Genomic DNA, 23267 nt, shown 5'->3' on the forward strand with positions numbered 1-23267 from the left:
GGTCACGTTTTTGCAGCTCCAACTAAGTTGTCTTGCCAAATACGAGGACTCGACTGCCGCCGAATGTCTCGCCAAATTGCTGTTGCAGCTAATGTACCATCTGCGACCGCAATTGACACCTGATTCAATCCTTCCTTTAAGTCCCCCACGGCAAAAACGCGAGGGTGGGTAGTGCGGCACATGGAGTCAGTTTTGAGATTGCCACCATTCCACTCCAAATCCAAGTTTTTCAGGTACTCACTTTGGTAATGGGAACCCATCGCAATCAGGCCTGTCTCAAGTTCAATCACTGAACCATTAGACAACTCAACCCCATTCATTTCGTGGTCATGTCCCAGAAAGCGTTGAATGGGAGTTTCAATCAAAGGGTAGCCATGCTCTTGAAGTTTCTGACGCATTTCTGGACTCACGTCAAACAAGCCCTGCGTAAAGACGCTGATGTAGGGAGTAAACCAATTTAAGACAAAAGCGGTGTTGATGGCCGCTTCTGAAGCGACGAAGAGACCACATTTCTTATCAGCCATTTCGTAGCCATCGCAAATCATACAGACGTGCAGGTTGTAGCCCGCGTAGTCAAATACATTCTGCATGTCTTCAAATTTGGGCAAATGGTCAATAATGCCGCTCGCAGCAATCAGGTACTTGGAACGAAATACGGGGTAGACGCTGTCTTTCTTGCCAACCTTGACTTTGACAGCAAAGGTGTCGCCTTCATCCTGAAGGTCTTCAACGTAACCCGCTAAGTAATCACCTTCTAGAGATAGCAGGTGCTCTTGCCCTTGCTGTAGCAATGTTCTGCCTGGTGTGGTGGGTGGCAAACCTAAGTAATTGCGGAGGTCTTGCATCCAGAAGGAACGACCTCGGCCTTTCTCAATCACCAGACAAGAGAGGCGATAGCGTTGTAAGTAGATTGCTGCGGAAAGGCCACCTACCCCGCCTCCGACGATGATGACGTCATAAACGTGATCTAGCTTTTGATCTAAATTTTTTTTGGAAAGCTTCATCGGCCTACTCAGTGATCTAGAGACATTAGCGACTGCCTTATAGCCAGTCTAATTCAAAGCTTGGGTAGATATGGGAAAAGACTAGAGAGTCAATGATGTCCAACTCTCCAGTCTTTATTTATGACTTGAACCCGATTTGATGATTAGGCTCTCAGCTTAGGTGGGTATAAGCTGCTAAATCTGTCATTACTACGCTTCAGCTTCTTCAGCGGGAGCTGCTTCAGCTGTTACTTCTTGCTTAACGGTGAGATAGCGAACTACTTCTTCGCTCAAACGCATGGCTCTCTCTAGAACTGCGATCGCGCCACCGGGGCCACTGTAGTTCATTTGCACGTAAACACCTTCACGCTGTTTTTTGATTTCGTAGGCGAGGCGGCGCTTACCACGATGCTGAGTTTCCAGTAGCTCGGCACCTTGCTCCCGTAAAATATTCTGATACTTGCTGATTGCCTGATCGGTTAGCTCTTCGCCCAAGTCAGGACGCAAAATATACATTGTCTCGTAAATGTAGCTCATGCCAAAAATCTCCTTGTGGACTGTCAGGCTTCCTCAAACTGCTCCGAAAGGGCAACTAAAGAAGCAAGGAAGGGTGAGCAACTGCTGTATAAACTTATGACGCAAAGGTCAAGCTTGACGAGCAGGTGCCATAAAATACGTGAGTGCGTTGAATGCACAATCATCCATTATCTCAGACTTGGGCCAGAATGTTGAATAGTTGCTCAGCAATTTGTGTTAAAAGCCGTCCTGAGGTTGAATAGTTAACCAAGCTGGCTTGCTTTAATAAACACTCAGGGATTACACAGCGGGGTACAAGTCACTCCTATGGCACAGCGCTATGTCCGAGTTCAAACACCTGAAGGCCAAATTTACTACGGCTTGTTGCAGCTAAACCGAGGCGTGCAGGTGCTAGATGCACCTCCCTGGTTAAAGGGGCAACCCACTGATCTAGAGCTAAAGCCAGACAGCTATCAGCTTTTAGCGCCTTGTGCCCCTTCTAAAATTGTGGCGGTAGGCAAGAATTACGCTAAACATGCAGCCGAAATGGGAGGGGAAGTTCCGCAAGAACCTCTACTGTTCTTAAAGCCCCCAACGGCTGTTACCGCAGCGGGGACAGAAATCAACTACCCTTCCCAAACTGAAAGAGTGGATTACGAAGGAGAGTTGGCCGTTGTCATTGGGGAGCGCTGCGTAGACTGCACCCCGGAGCAAGCCCAGAGCAAAATCTGGGGTTATACCATTGCTAACGATGTCACTGCTAGAGACTTGCAACGCCGAGACAGTCAATGGACAAGGGCAAAAGGGTTTGATACGTTTTGTCCTCTGGGTCCCTGGATTGTCCGGGAACTGAGTCCAGGAGCAAGGCTGCAAACCATTGTGAATGAAAACCCAGAACCTGCCCAATCGGCTTTGATTGAGCAGATGGTTTTTACTCCCGATGTACTGGTGTCTTACATCAGCCAGATCATGACGTTGCTTCCAGGCGATGTGGTGCTAACCGGAACCCCAGAAGGAGTCGGACCGCTGCAAGTAGGCGATCGCGTGCGGGTAGAAATTGAAGGTATTGGTAGCCTTGACAACTGGGTAGTCGCGCGGAAAGCGGCACGTTTGTAGTTGCGAAGCTATAAGCAAGTAAGCACGGCAGCTAATAGCAGGTTAAACCCTAGGTCTTAACGCACCTGCATATACACCGCGTCTGAAATAGTGGGAATTTCGGCATAACGTCCGAATAGGGATTGAGCGACTGCGTAAACAAAGGCAGCTAAAACACCCAAGAAGACAACGTTATATAGCGTTTCTACAATTAGAGTGACTGGGATAGCTCTCACTAAGAACGGTAATACTAGACTACAAAGCATTAAAACAATATCTATCAAAATAGCCTGCATGGTATTGAAGCGAATGAAGTGATTAATTCGCTCGTTTCTAACCACGAGGAAAAACAAGGCAAAGAAAACAATGAGACCTGCAAAGGGAACGGTTTGATAGATTTGAACAATTGGCAAGATGGGCAGGAAAATCAGCTGGAGGACGGGAAATTGGCTGAACAAAAACTCACCAAATCGCAATCCATCAATGAGCGGAAGTAGGTAAGGTAAAGCTGCAAAAATGCGATCAGGAACACTGGTTGATCCGCGCCAAGTCATTGTTTGGCTCCTAAGAGTTGTCGGATAATGATTACTAAGCTCAGGATAACGCAACTCCAATCTCTGACTGGTGCCGTCTGAGCTAAAACTCAACGCCTCAAGGTTCAGATGCGCGGGCTGAAGTGAAAACTGAATCTGGTAGGCGGGCGATCGCAACTAGCTGGGCGCATTGGCTAATAGATTGCGCGCTCATTCGATATTAGCGATACGAAAACCCATTTGACATTCGTATTGGTCTGGTTGGCTCTCGCTCAGTTTATGAATCGCGTGACCACAGCGCAGCCGTCCCTGATTCCAACGAGGTTGGCCGCTGCGATCTGCTAAAAGGCAACTTTGGCAAACTTGCTGAGGGGAGAGTAATTGATCACCTATCAAGATGACTAGCATTCGCTACCTCCGGTGGTTCCCCGATCCCACTGCCTGTATTTTAAGTCGTCACCAGGGGAAATGAGAGTAAAGCATACAGAGCTTAATCTGAAGTTTAGTCTCCTCACTTTTAGCTAGTAGTGTTCTTGGCATCACTTTGCCAAAACTTCTTGATCCCTCACTTCATACCCTGCGATCGCTAACGCCTTAAGTCGGATCAAGCGTTGGTAACTAATAAACTGCCTTTCTCACTCTGTCCTTCGGAGTTATGATTATTGATTCAGGAAAAAATTGCCAAAGCTGGCACCATAGTAATTACTACTGAAGGGTAGCCAACCTGAGCTTGCAGCCGTTCTGACATTACTTTCACTAGGGGTTCGCTCTGTGACTCAAACTAATTTAGACTTCCTAGCCAACAATGATCCCGACATTGCTGATTTAGTCCAGCAAGAACTACAGCGCCAGCGTGATCACTTAGAGCTGATTGCGAGTGAAAACTTTACCTCTGCCGCCGTGCTAGCAGCTCAAGGTTCAGTGCTAACCAATAAGTACGCCGAGGGTTTGCCCCAAAAACGTTACTACGGTGGTTGTGAATATGTAGACCAGATCGAGCAACTCGCGATCGATCGCATCAAGCAACTCTTTGGTGCCGCCCACGCCAATGTCCAACCCCACTCAGGGGCGCAAGCCAATTTTGCTGTTTTCTTGGCTCTGCTAGAACCAGGCGACACCATTATGGGCATGGATTTGTCTCACGGTGGCCACTTAACCCACGGCTCTCCGGTCAACGTTTCTGGCAAGTGGTTCAAAGTTTGTCATTACGGCGTCAGCCAAGAAACTGAGCAACTGGACTACGACCAAATCCGCGAGTTAGCACTCCAGCATCGGCCTAAATTAATTGTCTGTGGCTACTCCGCTTATCCTCGGATTATCCAGTTCGATAAATTCCGGGCGATTGCCGATGAGGTTGGCGCTTACCTACTCGCAGACATCGCCCACATTGCTGGATTAGTCGCGACTGGACACCATCCGAATCCCCTGCCTTACTGCGATGTTGTTACCACCACCACCCACAAAACCCTGCGTGGACCCAGAGGTGGATTGATCATGACCCGCGATCCTGAACTCGGCAAAAAGTTTGATAAGGCGGTCTTCCCTGGAACTCAAGGCGGGCCTCTAGAGCATGTGATTGCAGCTAAAGCAGTGGCGTTTGGGGAAGCCCTGAAGCCAGAATTCAAAACTTATTCAGGCCAAGTGATTGAAAATGCTCAAGCTTTGGCTAGCCAGCTACAGCAACGAGGCTTCAAAATTGTTTCAGGTGGCACCGACAACCACCTGATGCTGGTAGATTTGCGCTCGATCGGCATGACTGGCAAAAGAGCAGACCAGTTGGTGAGTGGGGTTAACATCACAGCCAACAAAAATACGGTGCCCTTTGATCCAGAGTCACCGTTTGTCACCAGCGGTCTCAGACTCGGCTCCCCCGCTATGACCACTCGTGGTATGGGAACCACTGAGTTTGCGGAAATTGCCAACATCATTGCCGATCGACTGCTAAATCCTGAAGACGAGGCGATCGCCCAGGCTTGCCGTCAACGAGTCGCTACCTTGTGCGCTGGATTCCCGCTTTATCCGCATCTGAGCATTCCTGTGCCAGTTTTGGCATAGAAATTTATCTTGGCGTCCGGATTTATTCGCCTGTAACTGGCTGAAATATAGTAGACTCTGCCTGACAGTACTTTTGGCTGAACCCTACTCTATTTTCCTGATGCCATACCAGCTCTATCACCTGGTTGCATTTCTCGTCTCCGCCCTCATCGTCCTCTGGAGTACGCCAATTGTTAGAAAAATTGGCCTCAAAAGTGGACGAGTAGACCTCCCTGGCGATCGCAAGGTTCATCAACGACCCATGGTTCGCTTGGGAGGTGTTTCTATTTTCGCAGGCACCCTCGTTGCCTTGCTGATTGTTTGGTGGACGGGCGGATTCGGTCTGCTTCCCCCTGACAAAGAATATGAAGTTTGGGGAGTCACCATTGGTGGTTTGGCCTTTTTCTTAATTGGCTTGACCGATGACCTAATTGGTCTGTCGCCCCTGACCCGCCTAATTGTGCAAGCCGTTGTTGCTGGCTTAGCCTGGAAGGTGGGTGTACAGATTGAATTTCTCTCTATTCCTTTCGACGGTCTAGTTTCTCTACCCGATTGGATCAGCCTACCCATCACCGTAATCTGGCTAGTGGGCATGGCCAATGCAATTAATTGGATTGATGGCTTGGATGGCTTAGCAGCAGGAGTGTCCGGGATTGCTGCCGTAGTCATGCTGGTTGCCAGTTTATTCATGAACCAACCCGCGGCTGCTTTAATTGCAGCGGCCTTAGCAGGAGGTGCTTTGGGCTTTCTGCGCTACAACTTTAATCCTGCTCAGATCTTTATGGGTGATGGGGGAGCCTACTTCATCGGTTTCACCCTCGCTGGGGTAGGTGTCATCGGCTTGGTTAAGAGTGTCACTACTGTCGCGGTCGTGTTGCCCTACCTAATTTTGGCCGTGCCTATTCTGGATATGTCGGCGGTAATTTTAGACCGTCTGCGGAGTGGTAAGTCTCCTTTTGTGGCTGATAAGCGCCATTTGCACCATCGACTGTTGCAAGCAGGACTCTCACATCGCTTAACGGTTTTATTTATTTACTCGTTAACTTTGTGGGTTGGTAGTATTGCCCTGGCTGTTTCTGGTATGCCCAGTGGTATTGCTTATGCCTTCGGTGCGACTGCGCTGCTGAGTTACACCAGTTGGCAAGTACGCAAGCAAGCGCGAGCCCGTTAACCAAATTTGCACCTAGCAGGTTGTGATTGGTGCTCAGGCTGAGCACCAATCACAACTAAAAATAGTGGCTAACTGCTGAAGTTTTATAGAGGAATGTCTATGAGTCTGAGTGCTGAAGTGATTTGTGTTGGCACTGAGCTGCTCTTGGGAGATATTCTGAACACGAACGCGCAATTTTTAGCGCAGCAGTTAGCTCAGCTAGGGATTCCCCACTACTATCAGACTGTAGTGGGAGATAATCCCCTCCGGCTCAAAAAAGTTTTAGCTATTGCCTGTGAGCGATCGCGCCTGATCATCCTCACTGGAGGCTTGGGACCAACACCTGACGACCTCACTATCGAGACGCTAGCCGACTTCTTTGATGTGCCGCTGGTCGAGCATCCAGAAATTCTCGAAGATATTACCCAGAAATATGCGCGTCGGGGGCGGCAGATGTCTCCGAGCAACCGGAAGCAAGCTTTGTTGCCAGAGGGGGCTGAAGTGCTCCCTAATTCCTCAGGCAGTGCTCCAGGAGTCATATGGCAACCCCGCACAGGCCTGACGATTCTCACCTTTCCGGGAGTGCCCTCGGAAATGCAGTTGATGTGGCAAGAAACGGCAGTGCCTTACCTGCGACAACAAGGCTGGGGACAAGAAATTATTCACAGCCGCATGCTGAAATTTTGGGGCATTGCTGAATCAGCCTTGGCTGAAAAAGTTGCACCGTTTCTGGATTTAAGCAATCCCACAGTCGCGCCTTATGCCAATCACGGAGAAGTGAAGTTGCGGATTGCTGCGCGAGCAGAGTCAGAAGCAATAGCACGCCAATTAATCGAACCTGTAGAGCACCAACTGCGCCAAATTGGTGGACTAGACTATTACGGTGCTGATGAAGACAGCTTAGCGTCAGTGGTAGGCGAGCACTTGCAAACTGCTCATGAGACCCTGGGTACAGCTGAGTCATGCACAGGGGGTGGCCTGGGCCAAATGCTTACCAGCATCCCTGGCAGCTCAAATTATTTTATGGGTGGGGTCATTTCCTATGACAACCAAGCCAAGATTTCGCTGCTAGGTGTGAACGCGCAAGACCTAGCACAGCACGGAGCGGTGAGCCATACGATCGCTAAGCAAATGGCCGCTGGGGTGCGATCGCGCTTAGGCACGACTTGGGGACTCAGCATTACAGGCATTGCGGGGCCTGGAGGCGGTACTGCCTCTAAACCTGTTGGCTTAGTCTATATTGGGCTTGCAGGCCCCCAGGATGAAATAGAGAGCTACGAATATCAATTTGGCTCCTTCCGAGGGCGGAGTTGGATTCAACGAATTAGCGCTTGTACTGCCCTGGATCAATTGCGACGTAAGCTTTTGACGCGATCGCTGCTAGAAGACTTAGCTTTTTAAGGATTTGCAATTCTGGCCTTGATCATTTTTGATCATTGGTTATGATCAAGTAAAGAAAACCCTCTGTTAACTTAGCCGCTATTTTTGTCTTTGGAGCAAAAGCTGTAGGCTAACTAGAAGGAGCTACTGGTTTAATGGATTTGATTGACAAAGTCCTAGAAAAGCTAAAAGAGTTAGTTGGTAAGCTAATTGATGCTCTGCTGGGGCCAGAAGCTCAGCCGGAGCCAGAGCCAATTCCAATTCCCGTTAACGATCGTCGTCGTTAATGCCAACTTGTAAAAGTATAGGTTGATGCGCTTGCTAAGCGTTTTAGTTCTGCATGGGCCTAACCTAAATCTCCTGGGACAGCGTGAACCAGGGATCTATGGTCGTGTGACCTTGGATGAAATTAACCGTTCGCTAGAGCAGGAAGGGCAAGCCCTACAAGTCAAGATCTCTACCTTGCAATCAAATCACGAGGGTGCTTTGGTTGATGCCATTCATGCTGCTCAGGGACATCATCAGGGAATTTTAATCAATGCTGGCGCGTATACCCACACAAGTGTGGCCCTACGAGATGCGATCGCCGCAGTTAATCTCCCCACCGTTGAGGTGCATCTCAGTAATATCTATCGGCGCGAAGAGTTTCGATACCATTCCTTTATCGCACCTGTGGCTGTTGGGCAAATTAGTGGTTTTGGCCCTGAAAGCTACCGCTTAGGGCTACATGCCTTAGTACATCATCTTCAGCAGCTACCTGCCACTTGACCTCGAACTCGGTCTGAATGCTAAGTGGCAGTTGCTAACTCAGAAACCTGGATAGCTTAAGCACGTAAGGTAGGGCGATCACCTCGTTGAAACATCGTCCAAGAATCCTTTAGAGCTGTAGGTGCAGGATGCTTGGCATCGTAAACAACGATGACATTGGTGAGTTCACGTCCTGGACGGACCAAAATTTTGCTATGGCTAGCTAGTCCTAGAGAGGAGCCCCCATCTAGATTCATGGCTTCGTAGCAGCCGATCGCTCGCATGATTTTGGCTTCTCGCTCTAAAGATAAGTTAGCCAGAAAGGTAACTAGAACTAATTTTTTGCCGCCGCGGGGGAAACCGATCGCAGCTCGTGACGCCACTCCCAACACGCGCGGATCTCGAAAACCTTCTGATTTGGGGGCCAGCCAAACTTTGCCTTGTCTCAGTAGCCTAGGGCCACTGGTAATCGAAAACCAATGCTCTTGCCAGTCAGGCTTGCCATCCACTCTGGCCGTTACCATTTCTGGTTCATTTCCTGCTCTTAGGCCCAAAGTGGTTCCATAGTTCTCCCACGGGCTGTACTTGAGGAATCGGCCTTCTGCCACCACGTTGCCCATGACTCGCTTCTCTCCGTCAGTGCTAAAGAAGGTGCCATTCGCCACGACTGCTGCATGGGAACGAGCCACGATTCTGCCAAAAGCTTCGTCTCCGTAAGAAACGTGAGCGCTGTTGGCTATAGGAGCCCGATGAGGTAAGCCAATCGTGATGAAAGTTTTGGGGTCAGTTAAGTCGATCGTGGTTTGGTAGAAAGGAATGCCTGCGACTCGACGCCGAATCACACGAGCTGGACGCGCTGCATCCACAGATTCTACTTGGGCAAAGACTTGGGTGAGGGCCGCACCTCCTAACGCTAAAAACGCCCGCCGGGAAAATTGACGGGGTCTATTCGCCTCGTTCTGACTTAACATTTACAACTCCTAAAGCTCCTGATTTAGGGTTCCCGCGACCCCAGCAAGCGATCGATTTCGCTATCAAGACTTAATTCCTTGCAACACATCAAGACTCAGGAGATCGGAGACTAATTTTCGTGAAGCGATCGCGCCTTCTCCTTTCAAGCTCACGCCTGTCATCTCTCGGGGAAACCTGTTATGGTGCAAATTGTTGTGTTTTTGGTTTAGATCGCCGCCGTGGTGGCCTCCGAATTACCCAAAATTAAGTTTTTGCAGCAACCCACTGCCTCTGCTTGGGTCGAGCAAGCTCTGGCTAACTTAGATACGGTTCTGCTCGACCACTCCCACTGTGAACGCAAAGCCGCAGGTGTGGCGCTGAATCTAATGTTTCGCTATCCGTCTAACACCAAGATGGTAAAGGCTCTAACGGCGATCGCCAAAGAAGAGTTAGAACATTTTGAGCAAGTTAATCAAATTCTGGAGCGACGCGGTGTACCGTTAGGGCCTCTGTCTGCCCCGCCTTATGGGGCAGGGTTAAATCAGCAAATTCGTCGCAATGAACCAGAGCGTTTGCTAGATTTTCTACTGGTTTGTGGCTTGATTGAAGCCCGGAGCCACGAGCGTCTGAGCTTGTTAGCGGCTCATGTTCCTGACCCAGAACTCGCGCGATTCTATCGAGTCTTGATGGCTTCAGAAGCAAGACACTATGGAGCCTATTGGGTCTTGGCGACGACCTACTATGAGCGATCGCTGGTGGAGCAACGCTTAGAAGAGTTGGCAACAGTTGAAAGTCAGTTGCTAGCGATGTTACATCCAGAGCCCAGGATTCATAGCTAATGCCAAGGTGCTATCGAGATTTTGTGATTCGGGCTTGGCAACCGCGCGATCGCACTGCTGCGGCTGAAGTGATTCGTGTCGTCTTGGCGGAGTATGGTTTGGGCTGGGAACCGGAAGGAGCCGATCGCGATGTCTTAGAAGTTGAAGCTTGCTATCAAGCAGTGGGCGGTGAATTCTGGGTGGTAGAGCATCAAAATCGAGTCGTAGGGACAGCCGCCTATTCCCCAGTGGAGCGCGGAGAAGCAGCGGTTGAGATTCGCAAAATGTACCTGCTGCCCGAAGTGCGAGGACAAGGACTGGGCAAGTATTTATTGCAGCAATTGGAGCAAGCGATCGCCGCGCAACCGTTCCAAACTATCTGGATCGAGACTGCCAGTGTTCTAGCTGAGGCTGTCAAACTCTACGAAAGCAGTGGTTATCAGCCTGCCACTGGGGTAGAAACTGCCCGGTGCGATCGCGTCTATCTCAAACGGCTCCAAGGCTGCACTAAACGCTGAACTAAGGGCGACCTAGCACGACCCCCCAGAAATAATCCTCAAATGGCCCCTCGTCTGCATCCAGCTTCATCTTTTTAGCCCACGAGTAAATCTCGCAGCTAAAGTGACCGCTATCGTGCTGGAGAAATTGACCTTTCTGGATGACGATATTGCCTACAAGCGTGACCCAGTGGCTAGGATAGGGCAATAATGGTTTTTTATTCTGCAAAAGCCCTTCCGCTGTGATCAAAGCAAACGCTACACCTCCAGCCGCAATCACATCAGCGGCTTCGGTGAGGGCTTCAAACTCCCCAAACAAATAGGTGTGGTCATACTTCACATCGCGGTAGCCGAGAATTTCGCGCACCCAGCCTTTCATTTCCCAAGATTTGGTCATGCCTGACAAATTGCGCATCACATCAGGGGCACCGGGATCAACGGGAAACAGCAAGTTTTCAGAATCGCGTAGGGTGGAAAGCAGCATCCAATCTGCTTGGCCCATGCGGAGGCGACCTTGGCTCTGGCGCAGGCGGCTCGTGGCTTCTACCCGACGAGTTTTGGACTGAAAACTGCCCACTTCATACAAGCTGCGACAAATTTCGACATAACGTACTGGCTGCTTCCGCACAAGTTCAAAGGCGATCGCAGCAGGCCCACAAAACGGCTGACCTCCCTGATTAATTTGAAAAGGGTCAGTAATTCGCGATCGCATTTCCGCCACAACTGTCGCTTTATCCAGGTAAGGCCACATCCCTGGAGCCACGGAGCGCTCAAAGTCTGCGATCGCTTGCTGTGCTTGATCAATCAAGGCCAGATTGGGCAATGGAGCGCCTGTGGGTGGATGAGTCATGGATCGTCTCTGCTTCCTTCTGGAGCGGGGAATATCTTGAAATGTCAAAAAAGCGGGTGTACCGGGTCCTACAGTGCCAGCGTCAGTGATTCCAGCTCAGGCAATTCAAACTATTCACCGCGATACAACAGACGAGACTAAAAAAGCTTTACTATTACTGAATCTACTGAATTTTCTAGTCTTAGCAAAATAAGCTTTGTTGCTTTGATTGCCTGATCCTAGATTGCTTAAACCTCAGCTATTACCATCTGCTTTGATTGCTATCTATCCCGGTAGTTTCGATCCCATTACCTTTGGCCACCTCGACATTATTCAGCGAGGGGCGAGGCTTTTTGACACGGTAATTGTGGCAGTACTACGCAACCCGAATAAAATGCCTCTGTTCACTGTAGAGGAGCGGATTGAGCAAATCCGGCAGGCAACCAGCCATATTTCTAGAGTGCAGGTGGATAGCTTTGATGGATTAGCCGTGACATATGCTCATCTTCGGCAGGCTAAAGTACTGTTGAGGGGCCTCAGGGTACTGTCCGATTTTGAGAAGGAACTCCAGATGGCCCACACAAACAAGACACTTTCGGACCAGATCGAAACAGTTTTTCTAGCAACTTCTAACGAATACAGTTTCCTAAGTAGTAGTCTGGTGAAAGAGATTGCCAAGTTTGGTGGTCCTGTCGATCATCTCGTTCCTAAACATGTTGCCCTAGATATTTACAGCCGATGTTACGCCAAGACTCATCCAGTAGCAGCCCCGACCGTGATGGACCCAATCTCCACGCTGGATCATCCCAAAGCGTAAACTCCTATGGAGATGCTGTGCGGGCAGGCAGCGTAGATATTCAACGAGAGCTGAATCGGCTAGAAGAAATGATTCTAGATAGCCCTCGTATTCCCCTGAGCCGCCGCACGCTTATTGATGAAGAGCAGTTGCTCGACCAACTAGATTTGGTGCGGCTCAACTTACCGACTGCTTTTCGAGATGCAGAAGATTTGCTGCAGCATAAAGATGACATTCTGTTGCAGACTGAGCAATATGCCCAAGAACTCGTAGAAGCAGCAGAACGGCGGGCAGCCCAGATTCTAGATGAGCTAGGCATTATTCGGCAAGCCGAGATGGAAGCCCGACAAATTCGCCAGCGCGTGCAGCAGGAATGTGAAGCCATGCAAGAGCAGACGATGGATGAAATTGACCGCATGCGTCGTCAAGCTCAGCAAGACCTAGACGAAATGCGACGAATGGCGATCGCGGAGTGTGAAGACATCCAAGAAGGTGCAGATGTCTACGCCGATCGCGTCCTAGGCGATATGGAGCAGCAATTGAGCGAAATGGTCCGTATTATTCGCAATGGTCGGCAGCAGTTGCACCCAGAAACCCCTGCCCCGAGGCCGCAAACCCCCAGCAACCCTGCGCCCAATCGACCTGCCACGCCTTCTAACAAAAAGAACTCCTAACGTCAGGTTCTAGTAATCCGTTTCCTGGGTTGTGGAGGTCTAGAATCTGGTCTAGCTATGTCTGTTGATTGGGCTGCTAATGACACAGTAAAAACAAGCTAGAACTGCAACGATTTTAGAAAAATTCATCGTCTGGTTCTTTAGCTTGCATCCTGCTGTCATTCAACTGCTTATGGCCTATTAGTCAGCCTAAGCAGGAGGTTCTTATGCCTTCAGACAAATTTCGATATCAGCTACGCCAGGAAGCAGAGTACTGGCGCAGAGATGGTTTAATTGATGCGACTCAATACCAACAAATTGCTGAGCGTTATCAGTTCAACACTTTAGAAACGGCAGCCCGCAATCGTTTTACGCTGGTTTTGATTGGTCTCGGCAGTATTCTAGTCGGTTTAGCCGTCATTACCTTTGTGGCAGCCAACTGGCAGGAGTGGCCCCGATCCGTCAAGATGACGCTGTTGCTCAGTTTATTCGTAGGCGTCAATACCGCTGGATTTTACCTCTGGCGGCAGCGATACACTTTCGGTACGGAGCGCTGGCAGCAACGGCTCGGCCAAGGCTTACTACTCCTCGGCACTCTAGTTTTAGGCGCAAACTTGGCGCTGATGGCTCAGATGTTTCAGGTAAACGGCCCCAGCCATGAACTGTATTTGGTTTGGGGTTTGGGGGTTATGGCGATGGCCTATAGCCTGCGCCTTACTTCCCTAGGAGTCGTGGCAATTTTGCTACTAGGCTTGGGATACTGGCAAGCATTCTTTAATTGGGGAACGCTAGAACTAGGTAGCATTTGGCTGCGCTGGTTTTTGCAGTACATGCCGCTCTGTATTGCTTTGCTTACCGTTCCTCTCGCTTATTGGTGTCGTTCTCGCGTCATTTTTGCCCTAGGCGCGATCGCAGTGATTTCGGCTTTTGAAGGCAACTTAAGCGTTCTAGGCTTAAACTATGACCGACTAATCGCTGAAACCCCTTGGCTCAGCGCGATCGCCTTTGCCCTACCGCCCGCTTTGCTCTGGGCCTACGATGATACATTTTGGGCCGAAGGAGGCCAACATCGACTTTCCAATTTGGAGACGCACCGTCCTTTTCATTGGCTCGCGCGTAGCTTAGCACTGCTATTTCTGAGTGTGCTGCTGTACTGGCTTTCGTTTCACGGGTTTTGGGATGGACAAGTTACTTACTACCCCACCACAATCCCTGAAACATTTAATGCGCTGTGGGCAAACGTAACCGTGCTCTTAGGACTCACCTTGCTGGAGTGGTTATACTTAGCTCGCCAAGCCAAGGGACGTTCTCCGCGCCGTCCTTTGGAGCTTTCTACGCCAGTGATGGCTAGTTTTATTGGCATCCTTGCTGGGCTACCGTTTTTGCCCCAAGGGGGAGAATTCATGCCAGCGATCGCCACCTTCACTGTGAATGTTCTGTTGTTTTTGCTAGGAGCAGGATTGATTCGGGAGGGAATCGCTTCAGGTCAACGCCGCAACTTCTGGCTCGGCATGACTTTGTTCGTCCTACAAACTTTGAGTCGGTTGTTTGAGTACAGCACCAGCTTAGTCTTTAAGTCCTTTGTGCTCTTACTGTGTGGCCTTGGGGTTATTGCCATCGGTCTCTGGTACGAGCGCTACATTCGCACGCTCAGCACCCATTCACGGCTCTCAGTCACTCCTAACCCAACCGAGGGGGAAAATTGATGGCACCCACTCCGTCAGCTTCTAGAACATTGCCGAGCTGGAGATTCTGGCTACCATTGGTATGCCAAGCCGCTCTTATTCTGGCGATTCCAGCTCAATCACTGCACACCCAACTCACAGGTCGAACCGTAATTCTAAAGACGGCTCCTGTAGACCCCTATGACCTGTTGCGCGGCTACTCAGTCACACTCAGCTATGACATTTCCCGAGTAGATACCTTGCGTCAGCTTCCAGGTTGGAGCGAGTTTGAGAGACAAAGATCTGCGAATTCTGAGTGGCCTGCGACTAGGTTCTTCTATCTGGTGCTAGAAGCTCCGGGTGTTGCTAGTACTAATCCGCCGTCACCTTGGCGAGCAGTTCGTATCAGCGGCGATCGCCCCACTAATTTAGTCGAGAATCAGGTCATCCTCCGAGGTCAAATCGGCAATAATACGGTTCCGGATGGGTTAGAACTCCAAGGTCGAACCAGTAATAATACGGTTCAGTACGGCTTAGAGCGCTATTACATTCCAGAAGACCAGCGAGATGCCATCAACCAAAACATTAATACGGCGCAAGCGAACCAAGCCACGCAACCGATTGTGGTGGAGGTCAAGGTTGATGCTCAAGGCAATGCTGTACCCCTGAGTTTTTGGGTAACCTTGGGTAAAGCATCTGCAAAGCAGACCTATCACTATCAGTTCTGATAGCTTGTCCTAGCAAACGGGAAACATAGTGAAGCCCTGCCTCACTATGAAATTCCCTACATGAATGCTTAAGGTGATGAAGTTAATCTTTGCGATTGAGATGGAAAGTTGCACCTAGGGCTGCACCAGCACCTGCAACTAAACCACTACTCATGCCTTCCATCGTCTTAACCGTTGGGTCCTGAGTCAAGCATGTATTCGTCGGCGTTTCAGCCTGGAGACAGCTATTGCTATCTGCCCAGCTTGCAGTTCCTCCTAGAATGACGCCAACAGCGCTGCAAGTGACGATAAAGAGGATGGAGCGATTAATTTTTATACCCATAGATGGAGGTTGAACCTGATAGATTGATCTAGAGCTATCTCAATTTACCCATTCTAGAGGCGAATTCCATCGTAGCTTCACTGAGATCTAAGCATTTTTTCTAAATTCAGCTTAAAAGCCTATTGGCCTTCATCCAGACTTTATGAAACATTCTTCGACGACTTCCCCAGAATCACTGGAGGATAAACAAAAAGCCAAAGATCAAATCTTACATCTGCTAAAAACTCAGGGGGCTCAGACTGCCACAACTCTAGCTGAACAGTTGCAAGTCTCTCCGATGGCAGTACGCCAACATTTACAGGTGCTACAAGCCGAGCAATGGGTAACTTATCAAGAGGAGCGTCGTCCCTTGGGTCGTCCTGTCAAGCTTTGGCAACTAACAGAGCGATCGCTGCAATTATTTCCTGACAGTCATGCTGACCTCATGACTGACTTGCTCCTAGGGGTTGAAACTTTGTTTGGCACAGCAGGTTTAGAAAAACTATTGGCCGACCGGATGCGTCGCCAATTGCAAACCTACGCGACAAAACTGCCAGAAGCGATATCAGGAGCGATCGCAGAGTCAACTTGGCAAGAGTGGATTGCTCAAGCAGGCATTGCTGAACCAGTGCGACATCTGGCTCACCTCCGAACCCAAGAAGGTTACATGGCTGGGGTATTGGAGGCCGAAGGAGGTTGGCTGCTAGTCGAGAATCATTGTCCCATCTGTGCGGCTGCTCAAACGTGCCAAAAACTGTGTGGTTCTGAGTTGGAAATGTTTAGAACTCTGCTGGGGTCAGGTGTAGCAGTAGAGCGAGTCGAGCATATCATCCAAGGCGATCGCCGTTGTGCCTATCGGATTCAACCTGCTTAAAGGTTTGGTGCAATCCGATCGAGCAATTGTTGAATTGCCACAGCATCTTCCGCATCCGGTACTTTAGCTAGGTAAGTTTTTAAGTCTTTGTGAGCTTCAGGCCAGGCACCTAGATGGTAGTGCACAATGCCGCGATCGCGCAGTTCTAAGGGAGCATCCGGAAACAGTAGTAAAATCCGCTCGATCGCCGCCAAAGATTTCTGTGCTTGATCCCGATTGAGGTAAATCATTTTGAGATTGGTCAGCATCCGGGCTAAGAACTGGCGCGGACCAATGGGTTGTAGAAAGACTGGTTGCAACTCCACGGACTGACCATAGATTTGATTTAGGCGAGTTTGGCAATCTTCTGCAAATAAAGTCTCACCGTGATGGTAGGCATCAACATAGACCTCCATTTCCTCAATGCTGGGGCGAATCAAAAAATGTCCTGGCATCCCTACCCCTGTCATAGGGAAGTTCACTCGTCGCGCAATTTCCATATAAACCAAGGAAAGCGTGATCGGAATACCCGTCCGGCGCTCGATCACGTCGTTAAGGAAACTGTTACGGGGGTCGTAGTAGTCAGAGGTATTTCCCGTAAACCCTAAGTCCTCGTAGAGATACTGGTTGATACTTTGGATCATCCGCAGCGGATACCGCTCAGTAGGCAGACGTTCTTCCACCTCGCTGGCCATTGTATCTAGAGCATTGAAGTAAGCTTCTATATCTAGGTCTGGGTATTCTTCTTGGGCGATGTAAAGCGCTGCTTCTGCCAAATTAATCTGCTCATCAGGTTGAGCGATCGTACGGTAAAAGCATTGTCGCGCCCACGGAAGATCCGTCATGAATTCTTGCCTTACGCCATTACGTGATTAGGTGCTCGTAACATTCAGACGAGTCATTTTACTCAAGGGTTTGAGCGTTCATGCCTCGGAGCCGTCTGAGGAGCCAGTCAAAGCGGGTGTTTCCCAAAGCCAGGTTATCGCGAATATTGGGAGCCAAGCTATTTTCCTGAGCGGTGCGCTCCTCGGCGGATGGTTCTCGACCAGAACTGAGCCGACTTACAGTACCTCGCAAGCGATCGGAGAGAAAAATAGCTAGGGCGCGGTAAAACCGGGAGGCAAAACCGATATCTTGTTGCAGCTTGGTAGCGAGTTCCTCACGAGGAATCGAAAGCACTAAAGACTCTACTGCTGCTGTCACAGTGGCTGAGGGAGGTCGCTCATCCACAAAGGACATTTCACCTACAACTTCGCCGCTAGAAAGGTGTGCAACTTCTTTGTCACCTAATGCTTGCACAGAAACCGTGAAAGTACCGTCAATAATAATGTACAGGGCATCAATTAGTTGTCCTTCGCGGATCAAAGTTGTGCCTGCTAGAACTCGCTCTTGAGTAGAGATGGCGATCATCCAGTCGATGTCATCATCAGTCAACTCCCCCAGAATAAAAAGAACTTTCTTCATGTTGTCTGTTCAAGTTCGCTACAAGCAGAATCTGAAGCGTTTCCTTCAGTGTCGGTAGTCTGGATGGAATATGTCAGTATCTTGCTGCTGATTTCTTCTATCACCCTAGCGTGACCCAATTCCAAACGGCGGTTAGAAATAGAGTCATGCTTTCCCGACAATTAAGCTCAACCTCAATAACCAAACTCAGTGGTTAGGCCATTCGACTATGACTGGAGGGATCAGCAGCAAGAAACAGCAGCAATTTAATGAAGTCTTTCTAGCGATCGCCTGCGCACCCGGAAAGGCTCACTAAAATCTCTTGACTACATCTAAAGTTGCATTGAATTTTTACAAATTTCTAATTTTCAGTTTGAGCCTTTATAGTCACCGCCTGCGCCATACTGCCACGCCTGTAGCCAGCGCTGAAAATAGTATTTCTGGGTGGGAGACCAACGTTTGGTCCAAGGGGCGATCGCATGCCCCAAGGGATATAAAGCGCTATAAAGCGCTAAGCCGCCGAAGTGCCGTGTCCAATTAAGCAGAGCAGGAAGACCCACTTGCGGCACAATTTTGGCGACTAAGCTGGGATGGGCCAGAGAGGTCTGCAAAAGGGTGCGGGAAAGAGCGGAAAACTGGACGACATCCTGCAAGAAGGGTCGCAGTACAGGCTCGCCTAACTGAGCCATTTCTTGAAAGACATCTGCTAGCAATTGATTAATTTGATTGGGGTTTACTTGCTGGTGCATCCCCACGCTCATCGCCTTTTGGAATAACCAAGTAACTGAGACATTCGGTTGGTAGGGCTGAAGTAGAGCTAAAGCTTGGCGATCGAGCGCATTGCTGGTTAAAGCCTCATGAATCCCAAGGCTAAGCCGCTCCAAGTGACGCACCATTGCCCCAAAGCCACCAAAACTCAGCGGTGATTGGCTACCGCTACTATCCCCCACGTGCAAAACATGATTCCAGGACGGTTGCAAGGGGCTGTTTTGGTAGCAGGGAAACAGGCCAAATAAGGCCCGCTGAAACTGCAACTGAGACAACTCAATTTGTTGATATTCAGGTAGCAGCCGGAAATATTCCTCAAATAACGTTTCTAAGCTAAAGCGATCGCGGTGGGCATCTAGATAGGTAAACAGGTAGGTTGTACGGCCATCACGGGCGGGAAAGGCTTCCCAAAAATATTGGCATTGATTTTGGATGGGCGTGAAAGACACCAACAAATCACCGGAATCGTTTTTGGGAAAGCCTTGAGCACAGGTGCCAACCACTAAGCAAATGCCATCTGGGGGTTGACCTTGCCGAGCCTGCTGCACGATGGGTGAAAAATGGCCCATCGCATCAATCAGTAACCGTGCCTTTAGGTCTTGCCCTGCTTTGACTGTCACTCCGTTGGGATGGGCGATCGCGCCTGCAAAACCTGTGTGTTCCAGCAGCTTGCCGCCATTGGCTAAAAAGCGTGCCTTGAGCTTATCCAGCAAGAAAATTGGGTCAATTCCAACATTGAGAATGTCGCGCACCCAAAGGTCAGAACTCCCTGAGAAACTAATGCGGGCAGGATTGTACTCTATGGCGATCGCCTGCTCTAATTCCGGTTCAGTCAAGAGATTTAGTTCTAAGAAAACCTGTAGTTCTTGCCGTGAAATGTTCCACTCCTGCTCCCGCCCGCGTAACGCACCCCGCTCAATTAGTGCAACTCGCCAACCTTGCTGAGCTAAAGCTGCGCCAATAAAAATCCCTAAAGTCCCCCCGCAGATCACAACATCCCAATCGACTGCTGCTAAGGGTTCCTGACTAGTTTGCACCACTGTAGGCACGGAAAGCTGCTGGTGGCGTAGCTTGTACCACAAGTCGTCAGCACGCCGGAGTCCTCCCAGCATATCTCCCGGCAGGGTGGAGAGAATTTGTTCGGTTAGGGTCATGGAAGTGAACTCAAATTTGGAACGGGGCGATCGCACCTACTTAAATTGCACCAGCTCATTAGATGCAAGAGATGTAAGCAAGGCATGAACTCTATTTGTAGGATAGTGCCTGAAGTTGAGCTGAAATGGCTGAGTTTTGCCTAAAACTTCCGACCCAAGGTCCAATAATGATTTGGTTGAAATTATTGGCTAAATGCCAGAACCGCATTCTGTCCGCCAAAACCGAAGCTAAAGCAGAGAGCATTTTGGACAGCGCGATCGCCCGCTTCCCTCACAAAATTCAAATCAAATTCTGGTTGCTGTAGTCCTACACAAGGCGGCAAAATTTGGTGTCGTAACGCCATGAGGCAAAAAGCAGCGCCAAAAGCTCCAGAGACTCCTAGCGTGTGACCCGTGGCTCCTTTGGTCGAACTCACGAGAACCCTTTGCGGAAACACATGCTGAATCAGATGCGCTTCGTTGCGATCGTTGAGTTGGGTCGCCGTGCCGTGAGCATGGATGTAGTCGATCGCTTCTGGAGTGAGGTGGCTGCGCTTGAGACATTGCTTGACCGCATTGATTGCGGTGCGGCTTGTCGGGTCAGGGGCGCTCATGTGATAACCATCCGCAGTGAAGCCAAACCCTAAAATACGGCCATAGATCGAGGCCGATCGCTGCTGAGCTAACTCGGCTGGTTCTAAGACCAATACAGCCGCTCCTTCCCCCAATACCAAGCCTTCTCGGCGGCGATCGAAAGGGTACGCCCCTGTGGCTGCTAAGGCCCCCATCTGCTGAAACCCAGCTAAAGTCAGAGGAGTAATCGGCGCTTCTACTGCTCCTGCAATCACCCGCTGACATTGCCCCGTTCGTACCAGCTCATAGCCTTGCGCGATCGCCCATAAGCCAGTCGCACAAGCCGCCATTGGTGCCAAAACAGGGCCACCACTGCCGATTTGCCGAGCTGCTGCGATCGCCACTTGCCCTGGCAGTGTATCTAGCCAAGGAAGCGCGATCGGGTCATCCGGTAAAGTTTGGGCCATTAGGCGTTGCCGTACTTGCAGCTCCCATTGGCTTTGATAACTGCGGCTTGAGCCGATCACAACTCCACAGTCAGCTAGAGGAATTGCTAAACCTGCATCTTGTAAAGCTGCGTCTACCACCTGTTCAGCTAAGCAGTTAAGCGTCACTGGGAACTTGCCCAACATGGCTAGAGGACGTGGTTCTAATTCTGGAAAAGGCTGCCGCAGCAAAATTCTGGATTGATTAGCTAGAAGTTTCTGCCAACTCGACTGCAAGGTATCACCCAATGCAGACACTAAGCCAATGCCTGTTACAACTACGTCCACAGCACCTGCTACCTAGCTCACCAGAAAGCGACTTATTGAGGAGAAGGTGAGGGGCTAGGAGTTGCCGCTGCGCCACTCTGCTTCAAGTTTTCAATGCCTTTAGTGACTTTGGCAGACTCAATGCGATCGCCTTGTTGGATTTTATCCACCACATCCATGCCCTGAGTCACATAGCCAAAAACGGCATAATCCCGATCCAGGAATTTCAAATCTGTTAGGGCAACGTAGAACTGCGAAGAAGCAGAGTCGGGAATAGACGCCCTAGCCATTGCCACAGCTCCACGGGTGTGCTTTAGCTGAGGAGCTGCAGCAATACCAGCCGTATCCAATGTTTTGCCATAAACCGGAGATGCGCTGCCTTCTGGCTTAATTTCCAAAGGAATGTTGCGAGGTTGGCCAGTCGCTGGGTCTACAAAACCGCCCGTACCCAATTGTTCTAAGGGGAAATTAGGATCTTTACTTTGCGGATCGCCCCCTTGGACAACAAAGGGTTGCGGCTCTCGGATTACTCGATGAAAGACTAAACCGTCATAAACACCTTGTTGCACCAAGTCCACGAAGTTTCCGGCTGTGATGGGTGCATTTGTGCCATCCACCTCAATCGTGATGGGCTTGCCACCTTTCACAGTCAGTTCTACGGTTGCTTTACCCTCTAAGCGAGGCAGATTTGCAGGCTCGGGGCTGCTAACTGGAGTTGCGCTTGCCGAAGGAGTGGTGGCAGCAGATGAACTGTCAGATGGTGAAGGAGATGTTTCTTGAGGAGAACATCCTCCTGCTACCAAAGCACTAACCACTAGAAGTGACACTAACCAACGCCGCATCTGCATGTTCCGTTACCTACTCAATCAGAGCCACTTATCATCTCATGCGACGATCCCTTCTCTCAACAGAACTGACTGAGTCCCAAAGAGTCTAATGGGATACCAAATCCTAATCGAGTGAAGGGATAGTTGCTAAAAAGCGCCGAACTAATGGGGGACTAATGGTTACAGGCCTTCTAAGGGAACGTTCAGAAAGCGAGCTAACTCAGCACCTTGATTCTCTAGTTCCGATAGAGGTAGCGGTTCGCCTACCCGCGTTAAGGGGATGTCATTACGTCCCTTAAGCCTTAAATAAAGGGCGCGGCGCGGATTCAATCCTTCTCTGAGATCAACGCGTACCGCTTGGACATCCGAAATTGGGCAAGTAATTTCGATGCGCCGATTCTTCCCCGGAAATCCCCAACGAAAAATCTGGACTGTGCCTTTGTCTTGGTTGAATTCGTTGTAACCGCCCCCTACGTCCGCAATAATTACTAGCCATAGGTAGAGCGCGAGTAGCAAACCTGCGACTCCATAAAAACTCATGGCCAGTCCCTGCGGGACAAAAACTAGTTGAGTTGGGTCGGATACAGGCAGCAGGTTTACCTTGAGATAGCTAGACAGACCTGATAAAGCAAATCCAGTGGCTCCAATCGAGACAACGGTTGCCCACCAGTAGTTACTGAAACGACGAGATCCTAAAATCGGTTGACGTAGGACGAGATTCCCTTTGGAAGCAGCTTGTGCAGTCATGCGACTCGCTCAATATAAATTCGCAAAAATTAAAGAAGTGGAATTCCAAACTGGAATTATCTAATCCCACAACCCTATAGTATGAGTTAAGCGGTCTAAGAGCCAAAGATTGCTGAGAGAGTACGTGTCAGATTGTAAAAATCCTGATATTTTCTATCATATAGAAACGTTAACTCCTATCTCAGGATCGGATGTCGGTTGCCTAGACAAGGCCAGCGAGGACCAATATGGCTAAGGCTCAACCTCAGCAAGCATATTGGCCGACATTAAACTGAAAACTCGCAACTTTCTCGATACCAGGCAGAAACTTTTCTAACCTTGGATAATGAGAAGAGTGTCACTGAGGCAAAAAACTTTTTGCTGCAATAGTAAGAGGATTTGAAATGACCATAGCAATGGGACGCGCGCAGGCAGAGCGGGGGTGGTTCGACGCCCTCGACGACTGGCTGAAACGCGATCGCTTCGTCTTCGTTGGCTGGTCCGGCTTGCTGCTGTT

The 23267-nt window shown here is 49.7% G+C and carries 25 protein-coding genes and 1 pseudogene; 14 read left to right on the top strand and 12 right to left on the bottom strand.

The window, feature by feature from the left end; translation table 11 throughout:
* Window positions 1-2: 2 nt before the first annotated feature.
* Both H6F72_RS13750 and rpsF read right to left on the bottom strand, forming a co-directional pair.
* Window positions 3-1004, bottom strand: coding sequence for an NAD(P)/FAD-dependent oxidoreductase (locus H6F72_RS13750; protein WP_190436347.1), 1002 nt, complete (start codon window positions 1002-1004; stop codon window positions 3-5).
* A gap of 189 nt (window positions 1005-1193) precedes the next feature.
* On the bottom strand, window positions 1194-1520 hold the full coding sequence (rpsF, locus tag H6F72_RS13755) for a 30S ribosomal protein S6 (protein WP_190436349.1): 327 nt from the start codon (window positions 1518-1520) through the stop codon (window positions 1194-1196).
* Between the two features lie 306 nt (window positions 1521-1826).
* Between rpsF and H6F72_RS13760 the strand changes: the two genes are divergently transcribed.
* On the top strand, window positions 1827-2615 hold the full coding sequence (locus tag H6F72_RS13760; RefSeq protein WP_190436352.1) for a fumarylacetoacetate hydrolase family protein: 789 nt from the start codon (window positions 1827-1829) through the stop codon (window positions 2613-2615).
* Window positions 2616-2671: 56 nt separating this feature from the next.
* Here H6F72_RS13760 and H6F72_RS13765 read toward each other — a convergent pair whose 3' ends face one another.
* Window positions 2672-3148 carry a Tic20 family protein gene (locus tag H6F72_RS13765; RefSeq protein WP_190436355.1) on the bottom strand — a complete coding sequence of 159 codons (477 nt, stop codon included), beginning with the start codon at window positions 3146-3148 and terminating at the stop codon, window positions 2672-2674.
* Between the two features lie 750 nt (window positions 3149-3898).
* Here H6F72_RS13765 and glyA point away from each other — a divergent pair.
* The 5 genes from glyA to aroQ all read left to right on the top strand — a co-directional run bounded on the left by glyA (window position 3899) and on the right by aroQ (window position 8459).
* Window positions 3899-5182: a serine hydroxymethyltransferase gene (glyA, locus tag H6F72_RS13770; protein WP_190436358.1), complete on the top strand. Its 1284-nt coding sequence runs from the start codon at window positions 3899-3901 to the stop codon at window positions 5180-5182.
* Between the two features lie 73 nt (window positions 5183-5255).
* Window positions 5256-6332 (top strand): glycosyltransferase family 4 protein, encoded by a 1077-nt coding sequence (locus tag H6F72_RS13775; protein ID WP_370527497.1) that lies wholly within the window; start codon window positions 5256-5258, stop codon window positions 6330-6332.
* A gap of 99 nt (window positions 6333-6431) precedes the next feature.
* Window positions 6432-7712, top strand: a complete 1281-nt coding sequence (locus H6F72_RS13780; protein ID WP_199299086.1) for a competence/damage-inducible protein A — start codon at window positions 6432-6434, stop codon at window positions 7710-7712.
* 134 nt (window positions 7713-7846) lie between these two features.
* Window positions 7847-7978: a DNA topoisomerase I gene (locus H6F72_RS30250; protein WP_199295979.1), complete on the top strand. Its 132-nt coding sequence runs from the start codon at window positions 7847-7849 to the stop codon at window positions 7976-7978.
* Between the two features lie 31 nt (window positions 7979-8009).
* Window positions 8010-8459 (top strand): type II 3-dehydroquinate dehydratase, encoded by a 450-nt coding sequence (gene aroQ, locus H6F72_RS13785; RefSeq protein ID WP_370527501.1) that lies wholly within the window; start codon window positions 8010-8012, stop codon window positions 8457-8459.
* Between the two features lie 56 nt (window positions 8460-8515).
* Here the strand turns inward: aroQ and H6F72_RS13790 are convergent, their stop codons facing one another.
* Window positions 8516-9409, bottom strand: a complete 894-nt coding sequence (locus H6F72_RS13790; RefSeq protein ID WP_190436363.1) for a phosphodiester glycosidase family protein — start codon at window positions 9407-9409, stop codon at window positions 8516-8518.
* 219 nt (window positions 9410-9628) lie between these two features.
* Here H6F72_RS13790 and H6F72_RS13795 point away from each other — a divergent pair, with 219 nt between their 5' ends.
* Window positions 9629-10228, top strand: a complete 600-nt coding sequence (locus H6F72_RS13795; RefSeq protein WP_370527498.1) for a tRNA-(ms[2]io[6]A)-hydroxylase — start codon at window positions 9629-9631, stop codon at window positions 10226-10228.
* Window positions 10228-10725, top strand: coding sequence for a GNAT family N-acetyltransferase (locus H6F72_RS13800; RefSeq protein ID WP_190436368.1), 498 nt, complete (start codon window positions 10228-10230; stop codon window positions 10723-10725). Before H6F72_RS13795 ends, H6F72_RS13800 begins: the two co-directional genes overlap by 1 nt.
* A 1-nt stretch (window position 10726) precedes the next feature.
* On the opposite strand, the gene H6F72_RS13805 is transcribed toward H6F72_RS13800, so the two are convergent.
* Entirely contained in the window at window positions 10727-11554 is an 828-nt protein-coding gene (locus H6F72_RS13805) for a hypothetical protein (protein WP_206755440.1), read from the bottom strand.
* 253 nt (window positions 11555-11807) lie between these two features.
* On the opposite strand from H6F72_RS13805, the gene coaD reads away from it, so the two are divergent.
* From coaD to H6F72_RS13825, 4 genes are all read left to right on the top strand, one after another.
* The gene (coaD, locus tag H6F72_RS13810) at window positions 11808-12350 is read left to right on the top strand and encodes a pantetheine-phosphate adenylyltransferase (protein ID WP_190436371.1); all 543 of its coding nucleotides are present in this window, start codon (window positions 11808-11810) and stop codon (window positions 12348-12350) included.
* A 17-nt stretch (window positions 12351-12367) separates the two neighbouring features.
* Complete coding sequence (locus tag H6F72_RS13815; protein ID WP_199299087.1) at window positions 12368-13003, top strand: hypothetical protein; 636 nt, start codon at window positions 12368-12370, stop codon at window positions 13001-13003.
* A gap of 206 nt (window positions 13004-13209) precedes the next feature.
* Entirely contained in the window at window positions 13210-14688 is a 1479-nt protein-coding gene (locus tag H6F72_RS13820) for a DUF2157 domain-containing protein (protein ID WP_190436374.1), read from the top strand.
* On the top strand, window positions 14688-15374 hold the full coding sequence (locus H6F72_RS13825) for a GDYXXLXY domain-containing protein (protein WP_190436377.1): 687 nt from the start codon (window positions 14688-14690) through the stop codon (window positions 15372-15374). The genes H6F72_RS13820 and H6F72_RS13825 overlap by 1 nt, the downstream gene beginning before the upstream one ends.
* Window positions 15375-15456: 82 nt before the next feature.
* Here H6F72_RS13825 and H6F72_RS13830 read toward each other — a convergent pair whose 3' ends face one another.
* Window positions 15457-15696 carry a hypothetical protein gene (locus H6F72_RS13830; protein WP_190436379.1) on the bottom strand — a complete coding sequence of 80 codons (240 nt, stop codon included), beginning with the start codon at window positions 15694-15696 and terminating at the stop codon, window positions 15457-15459.
* A gap of 142 nt (window positions 15697-15838) precedes the next feature.
* Between H6F72_RS13830 and H6F72_RS13835 the strand changes: the two genes are divergently transcribed.
* Window positions 15839-16549: a metalloregulator ArsR/SmtB family transcription factor gene (locus tag H6F72_RS13835; protein WP_190436381.1), complete on the top strand. Its 711-nt coding sequence runs from the start codon at window positions 15839-15841 to the stop codon at window positions 16547-16549.
* Here H6F72_RS13835 and H6F72_RS13840 read toward each other — a convergent pair.
* From H6F72_RS13840 to H6F72_RS13865, 6 genes are all read right to left on the bottom strand, one after another.
* Complete coding sequence (locus tag H6F72_RS13840) at window positions 16546-17373, bottom strand: SirB1 family protein (protein ID WP_190436383.1); 828 nt, start codon at window positions 17371-17373, stop codon at window positions 16546-16548. The two genes, H6F72_RS13835 and H6F72_RS13840, sit on opposite strands and share 4 nt — an antisense overlap.
* A gap of 58 nt (window positions 17374-17431) precedes the next feature.
* Window positions 17432-17992 (bottom strand): cyclic nucleotide-binding domain-containing protein, encoded by a 561-nt coding sequence (locus H6F72_RS13845; RefSeq protein WP_190436387.1) that lies wholly within the window; start codon window positions 17990-17992, stop codon window positions 17432-17434.
* Window positions 17993-18339: 347 nt separating this feature from the next.
* Window positions 18340-19893: an NAD(P)/FAD-dependent oxidoreductase gene (locus H6F72_RS13850; protein WP_190436390.1), complete on the bottom strand. Its 1554-nt coding sequence runs from the start codon at window positions 19891-19893 to the stop codon at window positions 18340-18342.
* 182 nt (window positions 19894-20075) lie between these two features.
* A complete protein-coding gene (locus H6F72_RS13855) occupies window positions 20076-21218 on the bottom strand; it encodes a beta-ketoacyl-ACP synthase (RefSeq protein ID WP_190436394.1) in 1143 nt (380 codons plus the stop codon).
* A 32-nt stretch (window positions 21219-21250) separates the two neighbouring features.
* The gene (locus H6F72_RS13860; RefSeq protein WP_370527499.1) at window positions 21251-22039 is read right to left on the bottom strand and encodes a peptidylprolyl isomerase; all 789 of its coding nucleotides are present in this window, start codon (window positions 22037-22039) and stop codon (window positions 21251-21253) included.
* Window positions 22040-22204: 165 nt separating this feature from the next.
* Window positions 22205-22771: a photosystem I assembly protein Ycf4 gene (locus H6F72_RS13865; protein WP_190436400.1), complete on the bottom strand. Its 567-nt coding sequence runs from the start codon at window positions 22769-22771 to the stop codon at window positions 22205-22207.
* 383 nt (window positions 22772-23154) lie between these two features.
* Here H6F72_RS13865 and H6F72_RS13870 point away from each other — a divergent pair.
* Window positions 23155-23267, top strand: a pseudogene (locus tag H6F72_RS13870) (photosystem II D2 protein (photosystem q(a) protein)); the annotation flags it as partial.

This window comes from Trichocoleus sp. FACHB-46 (genome assembly GCF_014695385.1).
Lineage (GTDB): Bacteria > Cyanobacteriota > Cyanobacteriia > FACHB-46 > FACHB-46 > Trichocoleus.